15 protein-coding genes and 1 tRNA gene are annotated in these 17,382 nt (G+C 62.2%); 10 read left to right on the top strand and 6 right to left on the bottom strand.

Annotated elements, in window-relative coordinates; all coding sequences use genetic code 11:
- Positions 1-22: 22 nt before the first annotated feature.
- The gene (locus JQ558_RS08630; protein ID WP_212208674.1) at positions 23-538 is read left to right on the top strand and encodes a hypothetical protein; all 516 of its coding nucleotides are present in this window, start codon (positions 23-25) and stop codon (positions 536-538) included.
- Positions 539-1,040: 502 nt separating this feature from the next.
- On the opposite strand, the gene JQ558_RS08625 is transcribed toward JQ558_RS08630, so the two are convergent.
- Positions 1,041-1,130, bottom strand: a tRNA-Ser gene (locus JQ558_RS08625).
- Positions 1,131-1,911: 781 nt separating this feature from the next.
- On the opposite strand from JQ558_RS08625, the gene JQ558_RS08620 reads away from it, so the two are divergent.
- On the top strand, positions 1,912-2,838 hold the full coding sequence (locus JQ558_RS08620; RefSeq protein WP_212208799.1) for a septal ring lytic transglycosylase RlpA family protein: 927 nt from the start codon (positions 1,912-1,914) through the stop codon (positions 2,836-2,838).
- Here JQ558_RS08620 and JQ558_RS08615 read toward each other — a convergent pair.
- Positions 2,832-3,773, bottom strand: coding sequence for an alpha/beta fold hydrolase (locus JQ558_RS08615; RefSeq protein WP_212275279.1), 942 nt, complete (start codon positions 3,771-3,773; stop codon positions 2,832-2,834). The two genes, JQ558_RS08620 and JQ558_RS08615, sit on opposite strands and share 7 nt — an antisense overlap.
- A 166-nt stretch (positions 3,774-3,939) precedes the next feature.
- Here JQ558_RS08615 and JQ558_RS08610 point away from each other — a divergent pair, with 166 nt between their 5' ends.
- Genes JQ558_RS08610 through JQ558_RS08600 form a run of 3 tightly spaced genes read left to right on the top strand, consistent with a single transcriptional unit; the run spans position 3,940 to position 6,928 of the window.
- On the top strand, positions 3,940-5,202 hold the full coding sequence (locus JQ558_RS08610; RefSeq protein ID WP_212208699.1) for a D-alanyl-D-alanine carboxypeptidase family protein: 1,263 nt from the start codon (positions 3,940-3,942) through the stop codon (positions 5,200-5,202).
- 2 nt (positions 5,203-5,204) lie between these two features.
- Positions 5,205-5,891, top strand: a complete 687-nt coding sequence (gene tmk / locus JQ558_RS08605) for a dTMP kinase (protein ID WP_212293381.1) — start codon at positions 5,205-5,207, stop codon at positions 5,889-5,891.
- On the top strand, positions 5,888-6,928 hold the full coding sequence (locus tag JQ558_RS08600) for a DNA polymerase III subunit delta' (RefSeq protein ID WP_212293380.1): 1,041 nt from the start codon (positions 5,888-5,890) through the stop codon (positions 6,926-6,928). The genes tmk and JQ558_RS08600 overlap by 4 nt, the downstream gene beginning before the upstream one ends.
- A gap of 41 nt (positions 6,929-6,969) precedes the next feature.
- Here the strand turns inward: JQ558_RS08600 and JQ558_RS37150 are convergent, their stop codons facing one another.
- Entirely contained in the window at positions 6,970-7,356 is a 387-nt protein-coding gene (locus tag JQ558_RS37150; RefSeq protein ID WP_249142420.1) for a hypothetical protein, read from the bottom strand.
- Here JQ558_RS37150 and metG point away from each other — a divergent pair.
- The 5 genes from metG to JQ558_RS08575 all read left to right on the top strand — a co-directional run bounded on the left by metG (position 7,331) and on the right by JQ558_RS08575 (position 12,377).
- On the top strand, positions 7,331-8,896 hold the full coding sequence (gene metG / locus JQ558_RS08595; protein ID WP_249142411.1) for a methionine--tRNA ligase: 1,566 nt from the start codon (positions 7,331-7,333) through the stop codon (positions 8,894-8,896). The two genes, JQ558_RS37150 and metG, sit on opposite strands and share 26 nt — an antisense overlap.
- A gap of 14 nt (positions 8,897-8,910) precedes the next feature.
- A complete protein-coding gene (locus JQ558_RS08590; protein ID WP_212293378.1) occupies positions 8,911-9,702 on the top strand; it encodes a TatD family hydrolase in 792 nt (263 codons plus the stop codon).
- The gene (locus tag JQ558_RS08585) at positions 9,699-10,505 is read left to right on the top strand and encodes an MBL fold metallo-hydrolase (protein WP_212293377.1); all 807 of its coding nucleotides are present in this window, start codon (positions 9,699-9,701) and stop codon (positions 10,503-10,505) included. Before JQ558_RS08590 ends, JQ558_RS08585 begins: the two co-directional genes overlap by 4 nt.
- A 77-nt stretch (positions 10,506-10,582) precedes the next feature.
- Positions 10,583-11,581 carry a L,D-transpeptidase gene (locus tag JQ558_RS08580; RefSeq protein ID WP_212293376.1) on the top strand — a complete coding sequence of 333 codons (999 nt, stop codon included), beginning with the start codon at positions 10,583-10,585 and terminating at the stop codon, positions 11,579-11,581.
- A 163-nt stretch (positions 11,582-11,744) separates the two neighbouring features.
- The gene (locus JQ558_RS08575) at positions 11,745-12,377 is read left to right on the top strand and encodes an antibiotic biosynthesis monooxygenase (RefSeq protein WP_212293375.1); all 633 of its coding nucleotides are present in this window, start codon (positions 11,745-11,747) and stop codon (positions 12,375-12,377) included.
- A 106-nt stretch (positions 12,378-12,483) separates the two neighbouring features.
- Here JQ558_RS08575 and JQ558_RS08570 read toward each other — a convergent pair whose 3' ends face one another.
- From JQ558_RS08570 to JQ558_RS08560, 3 genes are all read right to left on the bottom strand, one after another.
- On the bottom strand, positions 12,484-14,145 hold the full coding sequence (locus tag JQ558_RS08570) for an acyl-CoA synthetase (protein ID WP_212293374.1): 1,662 nt from the start codon (positions 14,143-14,145) through the stop codon (positions 12,484-12,486).
- A 27-nt stretch (positions 14,146-14,172) separates the two neighbouring features.
- The gene (locus tag JQ558_RS08565; protein WP_212293373.1) at positions 14,173-16,071 is read right to left on the bottom strand and encodes a TRAP transporter large permease subunit; all 1,899 of its coding nucleotides are present in this window, start codon (positions 16,069-16,071) and stop codon (positions 14,173-14,175) included.
- A 62-nt stretch (positions 16,072-16,133) separates the two neighbouring features.
- Positions 16,134-17,153: a TRAP transporter substrate-binding protein gene (locus JQ558_RS08560; protein WP_212208715.1), complete on the bottom strand. Its 1,020-nt coding sequence runs from the start codon at positions 17,151-17,153 to the stop codon at positions 16,134-16,136.
- Positions 17,154-17,382: the final 229 nt, after the last annotated feature.

Raw genomic sequence — 17,382 nt, 5'->3', positions numbered from 1 at the left:
CCGCAATTAACGGGAGAGAGCAATGACAATTTCTCACGCGCTTTTCGCATTGTCTTCGATTGCCGCCGTTTTGACGGCTACCACCGTGCAGGCGCAGAGCATTCCACCGGAAGGACCCGTGTCCGTCACATTTACGGCGACGCCAATTCCGCTCCCCAAGTCGATGCCGATTGGCGCCGGCAAGGAGTTTGACCTGCTGAACCAAGCGATGACGGCAACGAACGACGCGGGAAACCCTGTGCTCAACAACATGGGTGGACGCTGCCAGTTTAGCAGGCTCAGGGATCCGTCCGCGAAGACGGTGGAAGTGCACGGGTTCTGCACTTATGTCGACAAGGACGGCGATCAAACTTTTGAACAATGCGATTTCGTGCCGGGGCAACCCAATAACTGCAAGATAACTGGCGGGACCGGCAAATTCGACGGACTCCAGGCCGCGCTCGTCATTACCATCAACCCGCTCAAGGGCAACTTCGACGGCATCAGTCAAGTCATTGGCCATAAGAAAGGCACGTACAAGTTTGTCAAAACTAACTGAGACCAGCTGAATTTCGTGGCTACTTGTGTGCCAAGCGAGGTCCGCGATTTATAACTGCGCCGTACAGCCGTGTACCTTGCTTGTCATTGGCTGTGCATGAGGAAATTCATGAGACGCGAATCTAATTCTCGGTCGCAAGCCATAGCTAACTGGACACCAGCGTAGGGAGGCAATCGCTCGGAGGGAGGCGGGCGAGGTGCTAACGGACATTGCGCGGTCGTATCATGTCAGTCACGATAAGTAGAGTGAGTTGATTTCGCTATGGGAAGATCAGGAGATCGGCTGACGAGGCATTCGTTGATTTTTAGCCGACTTCTTAGCGCCTTATTCCCTACCGCCGTGGCTTTCAACCGTAGCTTTGGTGCTGCGTTCTGCCGAGCGTTTCCGAAATGTGAACGATTCCAATTCGGTTTTCAGGTGAGTAGGGAGATGGACGTTCCGGCGCAAGGCTCTGCTTTTGTTGGGGATTCCGAACAATGGCGAACAAGGAAGAACAGTATACTGGCGGAAGGGGTGGGATTCGAACCCACGGTACCCTTGCAGGCACGCCGGTTTTCAAGACCGGTGCCTTAAACCACTCGGCCACCCTTCCGTCTTTGGATGTCAGCGACTTAGCAGGGGCGTGCCGCCGGGGAAAGCGTCATTTCGCGCGGTGAGGATGCCATCCCGCCCAGTAATGCGGAAGGCCGTCGTCCTAGCCGAGCGCGAACGCCAGCAAGCTCGAGCACAGCAGCACCAGGCTGGCCGTGGTCAGTGCGAGGAATCCGTTGGAGACCAAATCGTGGTTGCGCATGATACACCTGCCACTCTGGATGCTCGTCCGAATTTATTAAAGCTTTCCGAATCTCCCGCCTCGAAAGAGGTGATGCGTCTTTCTGCCCGGGGCCAAAGCCACCGGCAGGACCTGAAAGTCAGGCCCGGGAACGATAGCCTTCGAATGCATGAGCCAGGAAAATCGCCGCGCTCACCAAGCCCATAATCGCTGTAACCGTCTCAATCATCGCACAAATCCTTTGCGCCCCTCCACGCACAGAACGACTGCGGCGTTGCACAGTCAAAAAGATTCAGTGGCCGAAACGACAGATCCGGGCCGAGTGATGATTTGCTGCAACAGATTGTCCGAATGCGGGACAGGGCAGGGAAGCCTTGGTGGCGGTCGTCACAATGAAGCCCGTAAATCGCCGGGGGACCGAGGCAAACCCGAGGCGACAGTGGATAGCAACCATTGATTCACCACGGCGGCGCGCACCGCATTTCCGCCGTGTTCGGGTTGCGATATCTTTACGACTTGGTGCGGAGGTGGGCCGTATCAAGGAATCAGGCCATGCAGCCTCAACGGAGGCATGCGGCCGTGAGAATGGTAATTGGGGCAAATGGGGATTCGACGGCCGAAATCGATGGTCCGGGTGGCGCGTGGCGCTGCTGCCGTGGCCGCCTGCGTCCTCCTCGCCAATTGCGCCTCGTCGGGCAAGTTCGCGAGCCGCGTCGATCCGAAATACGGCGTTTCCTCGAGCCCCCGGGTGGTGGCGATGGGCGAGCCCGTGCCGAAGGGCGGCGGCACCTACCGAATCGGCAAGCCCTACACCGTTGCGGGGCGGGTCTATGTGCCCGAGGAAGACCCTGACTATCGCGCGGAAGGCATGGCCTCCTGGTATGGCGACGATTTCCATGGCCGGCTGACCGCCAATGGCGAAGTATTCGACATGCTCTCGCTGACGGCAGCCCATCCAACGCTGCCGATCCCCAGCTACGCCCGCGTCACCAACTTGCGTAACGGCAAATCGCTGGTGGTTCGCGTCAATGATCGCGGCCCATACCATGGCAATCGCCTCATAGACGTGTCGAACAAGGCGGCTGAACTGCTTGATTTCAAAAGCAATGGCGTCGCCAAGGTCCGCGTCGAATATGTTGGGCGGGCCCCCCTGGAGGGTTCCGACGACCGCCAGCTGATGGCGACCTTGCGGACCGGCGTTCCGGCGCCGTCACCATCCACAGTGCGTGTGGCTTCCGCCCGGCCGTTCGTTCCCGAGATGCCGTCCTCCGCGGGCCGGATCCGGGGCGAGGTTCCGATGCCGGAGGGGCGGCCCTATAGCCTCGGCAACACGTCGGCCGACTACGCCTCGATCAATGCGACCTCTGAAATGTCGACGTCGAACCGCACCCGGGGCCGGGCGCTGGAAAACCCACGGGCGGTCTCTTACGAAAACGAGGCGGGCTATACGGCCGCGCCTCGCGCAGCCTATCTGCCGATCGATCCGCGGGGCCCGAGCGAGGTTCTGAGCGGGCGCGGGCTCTACTGATTCTTCAGGAAGGCGATCAACGCGGCGTTGACCTCATCGGGCCGTTCCTGCTGAACCCAGTGACCGGCGCCGTCGATGATCAGCTTTTGCCGCAGGTTAGGCAGCACCCGCTCCAGTTCGGTAACGCGCTTGGCGCCGATCAGGCCGGTGATGACGGAATCTTTCGATCCCGCAACGAACAATGACGGCTGATGGATCTGCGCCCCCTGCCAGGGGGCGGTCAGTTCCCAGTTGCGGTCGAGATTGCGGTACCAGTTCAGTCCGCCGCGGAAGCCCGACTCCCGATAGACCTTGGCAAAATAGGCGATGTCGGCCTCATCAAGCCAATCCGGCAGCTTCACGACGGGGCTGATGTTGCCGAGAAAGCCCTTGCCCTCGGTGATGTAGAGCGCGGCCGGGTCGGACACCCCGCGCCCGAGCACCAGGCGCATGGTCCAGGCGACGTCCCGCTCGAATTCGGCCTCGGCAACGCCGGGGGTCTGAAAGTATTGCCAATAGAAATTGGTGATTCCACCCTCGCGCAGGCTCTCCAGCGGCCGGCCCCGGCCGCGGAACGGGGGCGGGACGCTGAGGCCCGCGACTTTCGTAAAGACGTCGGGGCGGAACATCGCCGCGTGCCAGGCAACCGGCGCGCCCCAGTCATGGCCGACAATGACGGCCTGCTTTTCGCCCAGCGCCGACACCAGCGCGACCATGTCGCCGACAGTGTCGAAGATGCTGTATGCCCCGACATCGGCGGGCGCGCTGCTGCGGCCAAAGCCGCGCATGTCCGGGGCCACGACATGGAAACCGGCTGCCGCGATCGCAGGGATCTGGTGCCGCCACGAATAGGACAATTCGGGCCAGCCGTGACAGAGCAGCACCAGCGGACCCTGACCTTGCTCGAGCACAAACAACTCGATCCCGCCTGCGGAAATGGTGCGTGAGGATGGCATCGCGTTTCCGCCCTGTTTTTTGTATCCTGTCGGGAAATTGCAGCGCACGGGAGGATACGGTCGTTCGGTCGGCGCCGCAATTGGATCGCCTGATCCACAAGTCCGAAAACCTGTGTTGTTTGCGATACTTCCAACTGTTAGAACGCCGGGATTCAGGACATCGCCAATGGCTGCCGACAGACCCGTTTCCCGCAAAGCTGACGCCGCGGCCGCACGTCCGTGGCGGGGCCTGATCGCGGCCACGCTGGCACTGGCCGTCGGCTGGGGCGGGATCGTCTACGCCGCCAACAACAGCGTGCAGGGTGGCAAGAAGGAAGCGGAGGGCGGTTTTGACGGCGATGCGCCGACCGCGATCCTGATCGAGGCCACCAGCGGAAGCGTGTTGTTCGAAAAGAACGCCGACGAGTTGCGGGCGCCGTCGAGCATGCTGAAGCTGATGACGACCGAGGTGGTGTTCAACGCCGTCAAGACCGGCAAGGTCAAACTGACCGACGAATACCGCATCAGCGAAAACGCCTGGCGCAAAGGCGGCGCGCCGGCGGGCGGCTCGACCATGTTCGCCATCCTCAACAGCAAGGTTTCGGTCGACGATCTTCTGAAGGGTGCGATCATTCAGAGCGGCAATGATTCCTGCATCGCGCTCGCCGAGGGGATGGCTGGAAACGAGAAGATCTTTGCCGCCGAATTCCTGACCAAGCGTGCGCGCGAGCTCGGCATGACCAGGTCGACCTTCGGCAATTCCAACGGGCTGCCCGATCCCGCCAATAAGATGACGGTGCGCGAACTGGCTGTCCTCGCGCGCCATATCATTCAAACCTATCCGGACATGTACAAGCTGTTCGCGGAGAGGGAGTTCACCTGGAACAAGATCCGGCAACAGAACCGCAATCCGCTGTTGAACTCGCTTAGCGGTGCCGACGGGCTGAAGACCGGTTTCACCAAGGAGGGTGGCTACGGGATGGTCGGCTCCGCCGTCCAGAACGACATCCGGCTGATTGTCGTGATCAACGGGCTCGAAGACCCCGACGATCGCGCCTCGGAAGCCAAGAAAATGCTGGAATGGGGGTTCCGCAATTTCGAGGCGCGGACGCTGTTCGCCGCCAATCAACAGGTCGGATACGCCAAGGTGTTCGGCGGTGAAAGCCGATCGGTCAAGCTTGCGAGCCGCGAGCCGATCAAGGTGATGGTGCCGAAGAACGGCAACGAAAAACTGATCGCGCGCCTGGTCTATAGCGGCCCGGTGCGGGCGCCGGTCGCCGAGGGCCAGCCGGTCGGAGTGGTGCGGGTCTGGCGCGGCGGCAATGTCGCGATGGAGGCGCCGGTCTATGCTGCGGAGGCGGTCGCGACCGGTTCGACGATGCGCCGGGCGATCGACGGCGCCAGCGAGCTTGTCATCGGCGTGTTCCGCGCGAGCACAGAGAAGCTCTGATTATGGCCGAAGCAACGGTTAGCCGGCCTTCGGGACGCGGAAAGTTCATTTCGTTCGAAGGCGGCGAGGGCTCCGGAAAGTCCACGCAGATCAAGAAACTGGCCGACCGCCTTGCAACGGTAAAACTGCGCGCGATCGTCACCCGCGAGCCCGGCGGCTCTCCGGGCGCCGAAATCATCCGTCATGTCGTGCTGTCGGGCATGGGCAAGCTGCTGGGGCCGGAGGCGGAAACGCTGCTGTTTGCCGCCGCCCGCGACGACCATGTGCGCACGGTGATTCAGCCGGCGCTCAGCCAGGGGATCTGGGTGCTGTGCGACCGGTTTTCGGATTCGACGCGTGCCTATCAGGGCCGGCTGGGGCAGGTCTCGCCCGCCGTGCTCAACGCCATGCAGCGGGTCACCATCGGCGATCTCAAGCCGGACCTGACCATCATCCTCGATATCCCCGTTGAAGTCGGACTGAAGCGCGCCGCCGCCCGCCGCGGCAACGGCGCGCCCGACCGTTTCGAGGCGGAGGACGTCAAGTTCCATCAGGATTTGCGCGATGCCTACCAGCAGATCGCCGCGGAAGATCCGAAGCGTTGCGCGTTGATCGACGCGAATGCCGATACCGACACGGTCGCCGCCCGCGTTTGGAAGGCGTTGCGCGATCACCTGTTCGCTATTTCCTCGACGGCGAGTTCCGCATGAGCGCCCGCAAGGTCGAGCAGGACACCGCAGTCCGGCATCCCCGCGAAACGCCTGACCTGTTCGGGCATCGCGATGCCGAGATCGCGCTGATCAACGCCTACCGCAGTGGACGCATTCCGCATGCCTGGCTGATCGGTGGCGCGCAGGGCATCGGCAAGGCGACGTTGGCCTATCGCATGGCGCGGTTCGTGCTGACGCATCCCAACCCGTTGTCGCCTTCGGTGCAGCGCGCGGAGACGCTGGCCGTCGATCCCGCCGATCCCGTTGCGCGGCAGGTTGCCAATGGCGCCCATGGCGGGCTGTTGGTGCTGGAGCGCAGCCTGAACGACCGCGGCGTGATGCGCACGGTCATCACCGTCGACGAGACGCGCGAGACGATCTCGTTCTTCGGCTCGACCGCGGCCGTCGACGGCTGGCGGGTCTGCATCGTTGATACCGTCGACGAGCTCAATCCCAATGCGGCGAATGCGCTGCTCAAGATTCTCGAAGAGCCGCCGCAGCGATCACTGTTCCTGCTCGTCAGTCATTCGCCGGCGCGGGCGCTGCCGACCATCCTGTCCCGTTGCCGCAAATTGCCGCTGCGGCCGCTGGCGACTGGCGACGTTATCCGCGCCGCCGCACAGGCTGCGAACATGATGGCGGATGATCCCGCGCTTGCGGAAGCGGCAGAGGCGGCGGAGGGAAGTGTCTCACGCGCGGTCACGCTGCTCGGCGGCGATGCGCTGAAATTGCAGCAACGGACCGCGGCGCTGCTGGCGACCCTGCCGCATGTCGACCCCCGCGAATTGCACGCGCTGGGTGACGCTCTGGGCGGCAGCGACCGCGTGGCCCTTGCCGCCTTCGTCGATGGCGTCGATCGCTGGATCGGCGAAAAGCTGCGCGCGGATGACGCCAACGCCAACCTGCCGCGCCTTGCACGGCTGGCGGAGGTATGGGAAAAGATCATCCGCGCCGCGCGCGATACGGAATCGTACAATCTGGAACGAAAACCGCTGGTTTTCTCGGTGTTCGGGATGCTCGCGGAAGCCACGCGGTGACGCTCCGTTTGATATCAATCCGGACAATCTGATTTGAACGCTTAAAGGAAATTCGTGGTGGCGAAGGCTAAAAAGAAAACCTCCAAAAAGAAAAAGGCCAAGGCCCGCAAGTCTTCGCCAGCGCGCACCACCAAAAAGGCCAGCGCTAAAAAGCGTGTCGTGAAGAAATCGCGCAAGGCGTCGAAGAAGGCTGCCAAGAAAACCGTCAAGAAATCCGTGAAGAAGACAGCAAAGAAGGCCGTAAAGAAGTCTTCTAAGACACCTTCGAAGAAACCGGCGAAGAAATCAGCGGCCAAGAAATCCGTTGCAGCCCCCAAAACGCCGAGTGCCGTCGACAGGACCTCGTCAGCCGAAAAGAAGCCTGCTGCAACGCCGCGTGCGAAGGCGCCTGCTACCGCGGCGCTGGCCTCGGCCGCGCCGCGGGACAAGGTCTTCTATGTCACGACGCCAATCTTCTACCCGAATGGCATACCGCACATCGGGCATGCCTATACCGCGATGGTCACCGACGCGATCGCCCGCTTTCAGCGGCTCGACGGCTTCGATGTCCGGTTTCTGACGGGAACCGACGAGCACGGCCTCAAGATGCAGCAAACCGCGGTTGCGGAGGGTCTCACGCCGCTGGCTCTTGCGGATCGCAACTCCGCGCGCTTTCGCGACATGATGACTGCGCTCAACATTTCATACGACGATTACATCCGCACCACCGAGCCGCGCCACAAACGGGCATGCCAGGCACTCTGGAGCGCGATCGAGAAGAACGGAGATATCTATCTCGACAAGTACGCCGGCTGGTATTCGGTCCGTCAGGAGGCTTATTTCGACGAAGCGGAAACCACCGTCGGGGACGATGGCATTCGCCGCGAGCCGCTGGGCTCGCCGGTCGAGTGGACCGAGGAAGAGACCTATTTCTTCCGCCTGTCGGCCTATCAGGACAAGTTGCTCGCCCTCTATGCTGACGTGCCCGACTTCGTGCTGCCGCGCGAGCGGCTCAATGAAGTTGCGAGCTTTGTCAAAGGCGGCCTGAAGGATCTATCGGTCTCGCGAACGACGTTCGACTGGGGCATCGAGGTGCCGGGCGCTCCGTCCCATGTGATGTATGTCTGGATGGACGCGCTCACGAACTATATTACGGCCGCCGGCTACCCCGACGTCGAGAGCGCCGAATTCCAGCGTTACTGGCCGGCCAATCTGCACGTCACCGGCAAGGATATCGTGCGTTTCCACGCCGTCTACTGGCCCGCCTTCCTGATGTCGGCCGGCGTCGAGGTCCCCCATCGTGTCTTCAGCCACGGCTTCCTGCTCAACCGCGGTGAGAAGATGTCGAAATCTGTCGGCAACGTCGTTGATCCCTTCGCCATGGCGGCGCAGTACGGCGTCGATCAGATACGCTATTTCTTCATGCGCGAAGTGTCGTTCGGCCAGGACGGCAGCTACAACCACGAGGCCATCGTCGCGCGCGTCAATGCCGATCTCGCCAATGATCTCGGCAATCTGGCGCAGCGTTCGCTTTCCATGATCGCCAAACAACTCGGCGGCATCTTGCCGGAGCCCGGTGAATTCAGCGACAACGACAAGGCGATCCTGGCACAGGCCGATGGAATGCTCGAAGCGTCGCGCACGGCGATGGCGACGCAGCAGATCCATCAATGGCTGAGCGCGGTGTGGGCCGTGGTGGCGGAAGCCAACCGCTATTTCGCGGGCGAGGCGCCTTGGGCGCTGGCGAAGACCGATCCGGCGCGGCAGAAGACCGTGTTGTACGTGACCGCGGAAGTCGTGCGCCAGGTCGCCATCCTGGCACAGCCAGTGATGCCGGAATCCTCAGCCAAGCTGCTGGACAGTCTCGGTATCCCCCAAGATATCAAGTCGCGCAATTTTGCAGCGCTTTCAACGCGTATCGCGGCTGGCACAGCGTTGCCGGCGCCGGTCGGGGTGTTTCCGCGCTACGTCGAACCAAAGGCAGATTGATCGGTTCGAACGCCATGCTCGTCGACAGCCACTGCCATCTCGACTTTCCTGATTTCGCCGACGATCTCGACGGCATCGTCGCGCGCGCCGAGACGTCAGGCGTCGGTCGCATCGTCACCATCTCGACGCGGGTGAGGCGGCTCGGCGGCCTGCTGCAAATCGCCGAGCGGTTTCCGAATGTCTATTGCTCGGTCGGCACCCATCCGCACCACGCCGACGAGGAAGACGGCATTTCCGCGGCCGAATTGATCGAACTGACGAAGCATCCGAAGGTCGTGGCGCTGGGCGAGGCGGGGCTGGATAATTTCTACGATGACGGCTCCCCGGAAGCGCAGGAGCGCGGCTTTCGCGCCCACATCGCCGCCGCGCGCGCAACCGGCCTGCCGCTGGTCATACACACGCGCGACGCCGATGAAGGTTGCGGTCGCATCCTCGAAGAGGAAATGGCCAAGGGGCCGTTTCGAGCGGTGCTGCATTGCTACACTGGCGGGCGCGAACTGGCGATGCAGGCGATCTCGCTGGGACTTTCGATCTCGTTCACGGGCATCCTGACGTTCAAGAAATCAGAGGCCTTGCGCGAACTCGCCGCAGAACTGCCGGCCGACCGCATCATGGTCGAAACCGATGCGCCATATCTCGCGCCCGGCAAATTCCGTGGCAAGCGCAACGAGCCATCCTACGTGGTCGAGGTGGCCAAGGTGCTGGCGGAGGCGCGCGGGGTTTCGCTTGAGGAAATATCGCGCCAGACCACCGAGAACTTCTTCCACCTGTTTTCCAAGGTGCCTGCGCCGAAAGCGGTCACATGACGCTGACGCTGACGATCCTCGGCTGTGGTTCCTCCGCCGGCGTGCCGCGTCCGGCGCTCGGTTGGGGCGCCTGCGATCCCAACAATCCCAGGAATCGGCGCCGTCGTTGTTCGTTGCTGGTTGAGCGCACGGGCGCCCACGGAACCACGCGGATCGTGATCGACACTTCGCCCGACCTGCGCGAGCAATTGATCGACGCTAATGTCGACCATATCGACGCGGTGTTTTTGACGCATGAGCACGCCGACCAGACCCATGGCATCGATGATTTGCGTTCGGTCGTGCTGCACCAGCGCCGCCGCATTCCCACCTACTTCAATCAGTCGACCGCGAAAGACATCATGGCGCGGTTCTCTTATTGCTTCATCGCGCCCGAGGGTAGCGATTATCCGCCGATCCTGACGCGTCATTCCATCGAAGCCGGCGAGAGCCACACGACACAGGGGAAGGGCGGCCCGGTGGAGCTTTCCGCCTTCCTGGTTCACCACGGCAAGATTCCCGCGCTGGGATTTCGCATTGGGGATGCCGCCTACACACCCGACCTCCACGACATTCCCGAGGAGAGCTGGCATGCCCTCGAAAACCTCGAACTCTGGATCATCGACGGGCTGCGCTATGCCGGGCATCCCAGCCATTTCAGCATCAACGACGCGCTGTCCTGGATCGGACGCTTCAAGCCGCGCCGCGCCGTCATCACCAACATGCATTCCGACCTCGATTACGAGGTGCTGCGCCAGAGCCTGCCGGCCGGCGTGATCCCGGCTTTTGACGGGATGCGCCTGACGCTGGAGCGGGCGGCCTAAGGCCCAGCCGACGCGGGGGAACTTCGTCGGCACGAACTGATTATCACTGGAGTTTCCGCTTCCAGGAGTGAGCCGAGATGATCCGCCGCCTGTTGGCCGCACCGGTCCTGTGGGTCTGGCTGATATTGCCGGCGGCCGGCCTGGACGCCGCATCGATCAACAATGCAGAATTTGAATCTGCAAGACCTCCGGCAGAAAGAAAAGTCGATCCGCTCGTCGTCAAGGTGCAGGTCCTGCTCGATCGCGCGCGGTTTTCTCCGGGAGAAATCGACGGCAAGCTCGGCGAAAACGCGCAGAAGGCGTTAAGGGCTTTCGCCGAGGCGAAGGGTTTGAAGCCGGCTCAGGCACTGACGCCGGAGGTATGGAATGCGCTTACCGGGACAAGCTCGGATGCCGTCGTTATCGAGTACAAGATTTCCAGTGACGATATCAAAGGGCCCTTCCTGGAAAAGCTTCCCGCCAGGATGGAGGCCATGCGAGACCTCAAGGCTGTTGGCTATACGAGCCCGCGTGAGGGCCTCGCCGAGAAATTTCACATGAGTGAGGGACTGCTGGAAGCTCTGAACCCCGGAAAGAAGTTCGATAAGGCAGGTGAAGCGGTTTGGGTCACGGCCGTGGCCGGCAACGACGCCAAATTGAAGGCTGAACGGATTGAGGTGGATAAATCGCGCCAGACCGTAAAGGTCTTTGCCTCCTCCGGCGAGCTTGTCGCGTTCTTTCCAGCGACGGTCGGGAGTAAGGAAAAGCCAACCCCCAGCGGTACGCTCAAAGTCGTGTCCGCCGATGCCAACCCGAACTACCGCTATAATCCCGACTACAAATTCAAGGGTGTCAGATCAAAAGAGGCCTTCACCATCAAACCCGGCCCGAACAACCCCGTGGGAATCTATTGGATAGGGCTTTCAGCGGAGGGGTATGGCATCCACGGCACGTCCAACCCTTCGACGGTCAGCAAGTCTGAATCCAACGGTTGCGTTCGGCTGACCAATTGGGATGCCGGCTTGCTGGGCAAGAGCGTCAAGAAGGGAACAGCGGTCGTTTTCGTCGAGCAGCCGCCGGCGAGCGGAAAGAGCTAGATCGTCCGAGCGCGGTTCAAGCCGAACCACTTCCTGTCATCACCAACAGGATTATGAAGTGCTGCGTCAGACTCTGCAGGCTGGCGTGATCGGGCCCATGACGGTTGATGCTGGAGCGGGTGGAGCAAACGGACTACGTTGGGGAAAAAGCAGGGGTAGTGTAATGATCGGCCTGTTCTTCGAAGTTCAGACAAGGCCCGGGCGCCGGGACCAGTATCTCAATCTCGCCGCTTCACTGAAGCCCGAGCTTGAGGCCATGGGCGGCTGTCTTTTCATTGACCGCTTCAGGAGTTTGACACAGGAAAACCTGCTGCTGTCCTACCAGATATGGCAGGACGAGGGCGCCCTGACGGCCTGGCGGGCCCATGGCCACCATCACGAGGTCCAGACGGCCGGCCGCGAGAAAGTCTTTTCGGACTACCGCATTCGCGTCGCTCAGCTCGTTCACGAAGAGCGGCCGGGACAACCTGTCTGGCAGCCGAAGAAGCGGACGCCCTACAACGACCCTTCCCGCCGTCCGCCGACCTATGTGCTGGCGGCGGAATCGCGAAGCGCCGAACTTTCAGTCTCAACCGATTGGCGCCGCGCCGCGTTCACGAGCGTCTATCGCGAAGGACAGTATGCCCACCTGATCGACGTGCCGGACGAAGCGGGCGGTGCCGCATTCGGTGCGCGGCTATTTGCCGATCCCACGACGGAATATTTCCGCGTCTTCGAGGTCATGCGCGACTACGGCATGTACGAGCGGGCCAAGGCGCCGCAGTATTATCCGCCGGTCAGGAGAGAGCAGGTGTAGTTCGTAGGGTGGGCAAAGCGAAGCGTGCCCACCACTCTCGAGGAATTCGACGAACGATGGTGCGCACGACGCCTACGCGCCTTCGCCCACCCTACGGTCTACGAATTCACGCCGAAATCGCCTTTGCCGAATCCACCTGATTGCGCAGCAGGAACTTTTGAATTTTCCCCGTCGACGTCTTCGGAATAACGCCGAACACCACGGCCTTCGGGGTCTTGAAGCCGGACATGTGGCCGCGGCAGAACGCGATGATGTCGGCTTCGGTTGCTTTCGCGCCTTCTTTCAGCTCAACGAAGGCGCAGGGCACTTCGCCCCATTTCGGATCTGGCTTTGCCACGACAGCTGCGAACAGCACAGCCGGGTGCTTGTAGAGGATGTCCTCGACCTCGACCGAGGAGATGTTCTCGCCTCCAGAAATGATGATGTCCTTGGAGCGATCCTTGATGATGACGTAGCCGCTCTCATCGAGCACGCCGAGATCGCCGGTGTGAAACCAGCCGCCGGCAAAGGCTTCCTGGGTGGCCTTCTCGTTCTTGAGATAGCCTTTCATCACGATATTGCCGCGGAACATCACCTCGCCAATGGTCTCACCGTCGCGCGGCACTTCGCGCATGGTTTCGGGATCGAGCACGGTGACGCCTTCCTGCAGCGGGTAGGGCACGCCCTGCCGGCGCTTGAGCTGGGCGCGTTGATCGGCCGGCAATTCATCCCAGCCCGGCTGCTCGGCGCAGACCGACGCCGGGCCATAGACCTCGGTCAGGCCGTAGACATGCGTCAGCTTGATGCCGATGCTCTCGGCGCCTTCGAGCACGGCAACGGGAGGCGCTGCGCCTGCGATCAATCCCACCACGGGCCGCGCCTTGGCGCCTTTGGGGGCGTCCGGCGCGTTGATCAGCGTGTTGTAGACGATCGGCGCGCCGCACATGTGGGTGACGCCGTGCTTGGGGATCAGTTCAAAGATCTTCGACGGGTCTACCTTGCGCAGGCAGACATTGACGCCGGCTGAGGCCGCGACGGTCCACGGAAAGCACCAGCCGTTGCAGTGAAACATCGGGAGCGTCCAGAGATAGACCGGATGCTGGCCGAGATTGCCGGCGAGGATGTTGCTGACGGCATTGAGATAAGCGCCGCGGTGATGGGTTACGACGCCCTTCGGATTGCCCGTCGTGCCTGATGTGTAGCTCAGCGCGATCGCGTCCCATTCGTCGCCGGGCAGGCGTGCCACGAAACCGGGATCGCCCTGCGCTACTGCGGCCTCATATTCCAGTTCGCCGATCCGCTTGCCGCCGGCAAAGGCCGCATCGTCGACGTCGATGACATCAGGTTTGAGTCCCTTCATCAGCGCCAGCGCTTCCGTGATCACGCCGGAAAATTCCGGATCGACCAGGATGATCTTGGCGCCGCCATGATCGAGCTGAAACGCAATCGAGGGCGCGTCGAGCCGGATGTTGAGCGCATTCAGCACCGCGCCCGCCATCGGCACCGCAAAATGCAGTTCGTTCATTGCGGGAATATTCGGCAGCATCGCCGCGACCGTATCGCCGTTGCCGATGCCGCGGCCGGCGAGATAGGAGGCAAAGCGACGGCAGCGCTCATAGGTCTGCGACCAGGTGAAGACGCGGCCTTCGTAGACGGTGCTGACGGCGTCGGGGTAAACAGCCGCGCTGCGTGCGAGGAAGCTCAGCGGCGTCAGCGGCACGTAATTCGCCGGCGTCTTGTCCAATCCGATGCTGTATTGACCTTGGTCTGGAGTTTGGGCTGCGCTCATCGGCTCTGTCCCATCGCTAAAATGTACCTACAAGAACCCGATCGAAATCCACGGGAAGATCGCCACAATAATAAGTCCGACCATCAGCGCCAGCAGATAACCCCAGATCGGCTTGATCCCTTCGGCCGGATCGACGCGTCCGATGGCGCAGGCGGCATAATAGCCCACTCCGAACGGCGGCGCGAATAGCCCGATACCCATCGCCAGAATAACGATCATGGCATAGTGGACCTCGTGCACGCCCACCGCGCGGGCGATCGGAAACAACAGCGGCCCGAACAGCACGATGGCCGGAATGCCCTCCAGCACGCTGCCGAGGATCACGAAGGCCACGATCGACACCGCGATGAAGGTCGCCGAACCGCCGGGCAGGCCGGTCATGGCCGCCGCCAGCGTCCGCGAAAAGCCGGACTGGGTCAGGCCCCACGCCATCCCGGTGGCGCAGCCGATGATCAGCAGGATGGCGCCCGACAGGCACGCCGTCTCGACCAGCATCGGCATGATCCGCCGCCAGTCGAAATTGCGGTAGATCAACAGCCCGTAGATCAGGTAGCCGACCACGAAGGCGTAGACGATCCCGATCGTGGACACTTCGGTCGCGGTCGCGATGCCCTCGACCACGGCGTAGCGGATCACGAAAGGCAGCGCCACGGCGGGCAGGGCGATGATGAACGCACGGACGATCTCGCCGCCGCTGGCTCTCGCAACATGTGTCAAATCCTCGTCGCGGTAACGCCACCACACCAGCGCCGACAGCGTGATCGCCAACACCACGCCCGGCAGCAGACCGCCGGTGAACAGCGCCGCAATCGATACGCCGGTGACCGAGCCGATCGTGATCAGCACGAGGCTTGGCGGAATGGTTTCGGTCTGGGCACCGGTGGCCGAGAGCAGGGCGACCAGATCGCCCGGCTTGGCGCCCCGCGCCTTCATCTCCGGAAACAGGACAGGCGCCACGGCGGCCATGTCGGCGGCCTTGGAGCCGGAGATACCTGAGACCAGGTACATCGCGCCGACCAGCACGTAATGCAGCCCGCCCCGGACATGGCCCAGCAGGCTGGCCAGGAACGCCACCATGGCGCGCGCCATGCCGGTCATCTCGATCAGTAACCCCAGAAACACGAACAGCGGCACCGACAGCAGGATGAGGTGGCTCATGCCCTCGTCCATGCGGCCGACCAGCACCATCAGGGGCGTATTGGTGGTCAGCGCCAGATAGCCGTACGTCGCCAGCCCGAATCCGAACGCAATGGGAACGCCCGCGAACACGCAGAAGCCGGCCACGCCAACGAAGAAGATGATCAGGTTGAGGTTGCCGAGCGGCTTCAGCGAGCCCTTCAGCAGCCAGAAGGCCGCAATGACAAGCGCAACCGACAGGATGGCTGCGAAAACGGTACGGGCGTTGCCCGCACGTATCAGCCGCAGCAACGCAAACAGCGCCATCAGCGCGATGCCGACCGGCAGCGCCGCCGCCCGCCAGATATTGGTGACCTGCAGCGCCGGCGTGGTGATGTAGCTTTCCTCATAGGCGTACTCAAAGGCCGGCCAGGCGATCATTAGAAGGAACGCCAGCGCGGCCGAGGTCGCGACCAGATCGAGATAGGCGCGCAGCGCAGGCTTGGCGCTCGCGACCACGGCCGTCATCCGCATGTGCTCGGCACGCCTGAACGCCACGGCGGCCCCCAGCATCGCCAGCCACAGGAACAGCATCGAGGCCAGTTCGTCCGACCAGATCAACGGCCGGTGCATGCCGTAACGCGCCACCACGCCCGCGAACAGGATCACGATCTCGGCGACGACCAGGAGCGCTGCCGGGATCTCAACCAGCATCCCAAGGAAGTTTTCTATGGACGCGAGCAGGGACCGGCGGCGAGGGGGCTCAGCCACCTCGCCGGTCACGGTCTCGGTCAGTTCGGCATGAGCCATCGCAGCGCCCTGCACCACAGCATGAACCAAAGACAGGATAGGGGTCTGAGACCCCTATCCGGCTACGACAGCTTGCCGACGGACTTTTCCAGCAGCTCCCAGGCCTGTTCACCGTATTTGCCCTTCCATTCCGCATAGAAGCCGGCCGAGCGAAGTTTGTCGCGGAACGGCGTGACATTGGGCTGGTTGAACGCAAGGCCTTTGCCGGCCAATTCCTGCTGCAGTCCGGCATTGAGCTTGGCGACGTCTTCGCGTTCCTTGACGCCCGCGGCGTTGATGTTTTTGGCGACGATGGTCCGGACATCCTCCGGGAGTTTTTCCCACGCGCGGCGGTTGGCCAGGAACCAGAAGCCGTCCCACATGTGGTTGGTCAGCGAACAGAACTTTTGCACCTCGTAGAGCTTGGCGGTCGAGATGATCGCCAGCGGGTTTTCCTGGCCCTCGACGATCTTGGTCTGCAGCGCGGAATAGACCTCGCTGAAATTGATCGAGGCGGGCGCCGCATCGAACGCCCTAAACATCGAGGTCCAGAGCGGCGAAACCGGCACCCGGATCTTGAAGCCCTTGAGGTCCTCAGGCCCGTTGATCGGCTTGCTCGACGACGTGGTCTGGCGGAACCCGTTGTCCCAGATCTTGTCCATGACCACGAGGTTGGCCTTGGTGATCTCGCCGCGGACATAGGCGCCCAGCCCGCCATCCATGGCCTTCCAGACCGTGTCGTAATCCGGGAATGCGAAGCCGATGCCGCTGATGGACGCCGCCGGCACCAGCGTCGCCAGGATCAGGCCTGACAGCGTGAAAAACTCGACGCCGCCGGACCTGATCTGGCTCAGCATGTCGGTGTCGGAACCGAGCTGGTTGTTGGGGAAAATCTGCAGGTCGAACCGGCCATTGGTTTCGGCCTTGATCGCCGCCGCCATCTCCTTGGCGCGGGCGTTCAACGGATGGCCGTCCGGGAGATTGTTGGCGTATTTGTAGGTGAATTCGGCGGTCTGGGCGCGCGCCACGAACGGGGCGCCGATGCCACCCAAAACCGCTGACGCAGCGGATGCCTTGAGAAGCGTGCGTCGTGAAAAACTCATCTGGTTTCTCCCTTGAGGGTTGTTGTTCTTGAGACCCGATCCCATGCGGACCGGATGCTGCGAGCGATCTCGCCGGGGCGGCTTATTGCAGCGTCCGCCGGCCGCGGCAATATCGGTTTTCGGGACGCAGCCGCGAGCAGTCATGCGTTGGCTTTTGCCGGCTGTCTGAGGCTGCGCTCTAGATCGAAAAGCCGGGCCAATCTGATCTGGCTTAGAAGGAATTCGCGCT

The sequence above is a fragment of the Bradyrhizobium sp. AUGA SZCCT0160 genome, from assembly GCF_018130105.1.
Lineage (GTDB): Bacteria > Pseudomonadota > Alphaproteobacteria > Rhizobiales > Xanthobacteraceae > Bradyrhizobium.
Note: the sequence above shows the minus strand (reverse complement) of the source record. Positions and strands in the feature narration are given on the sequence as shown.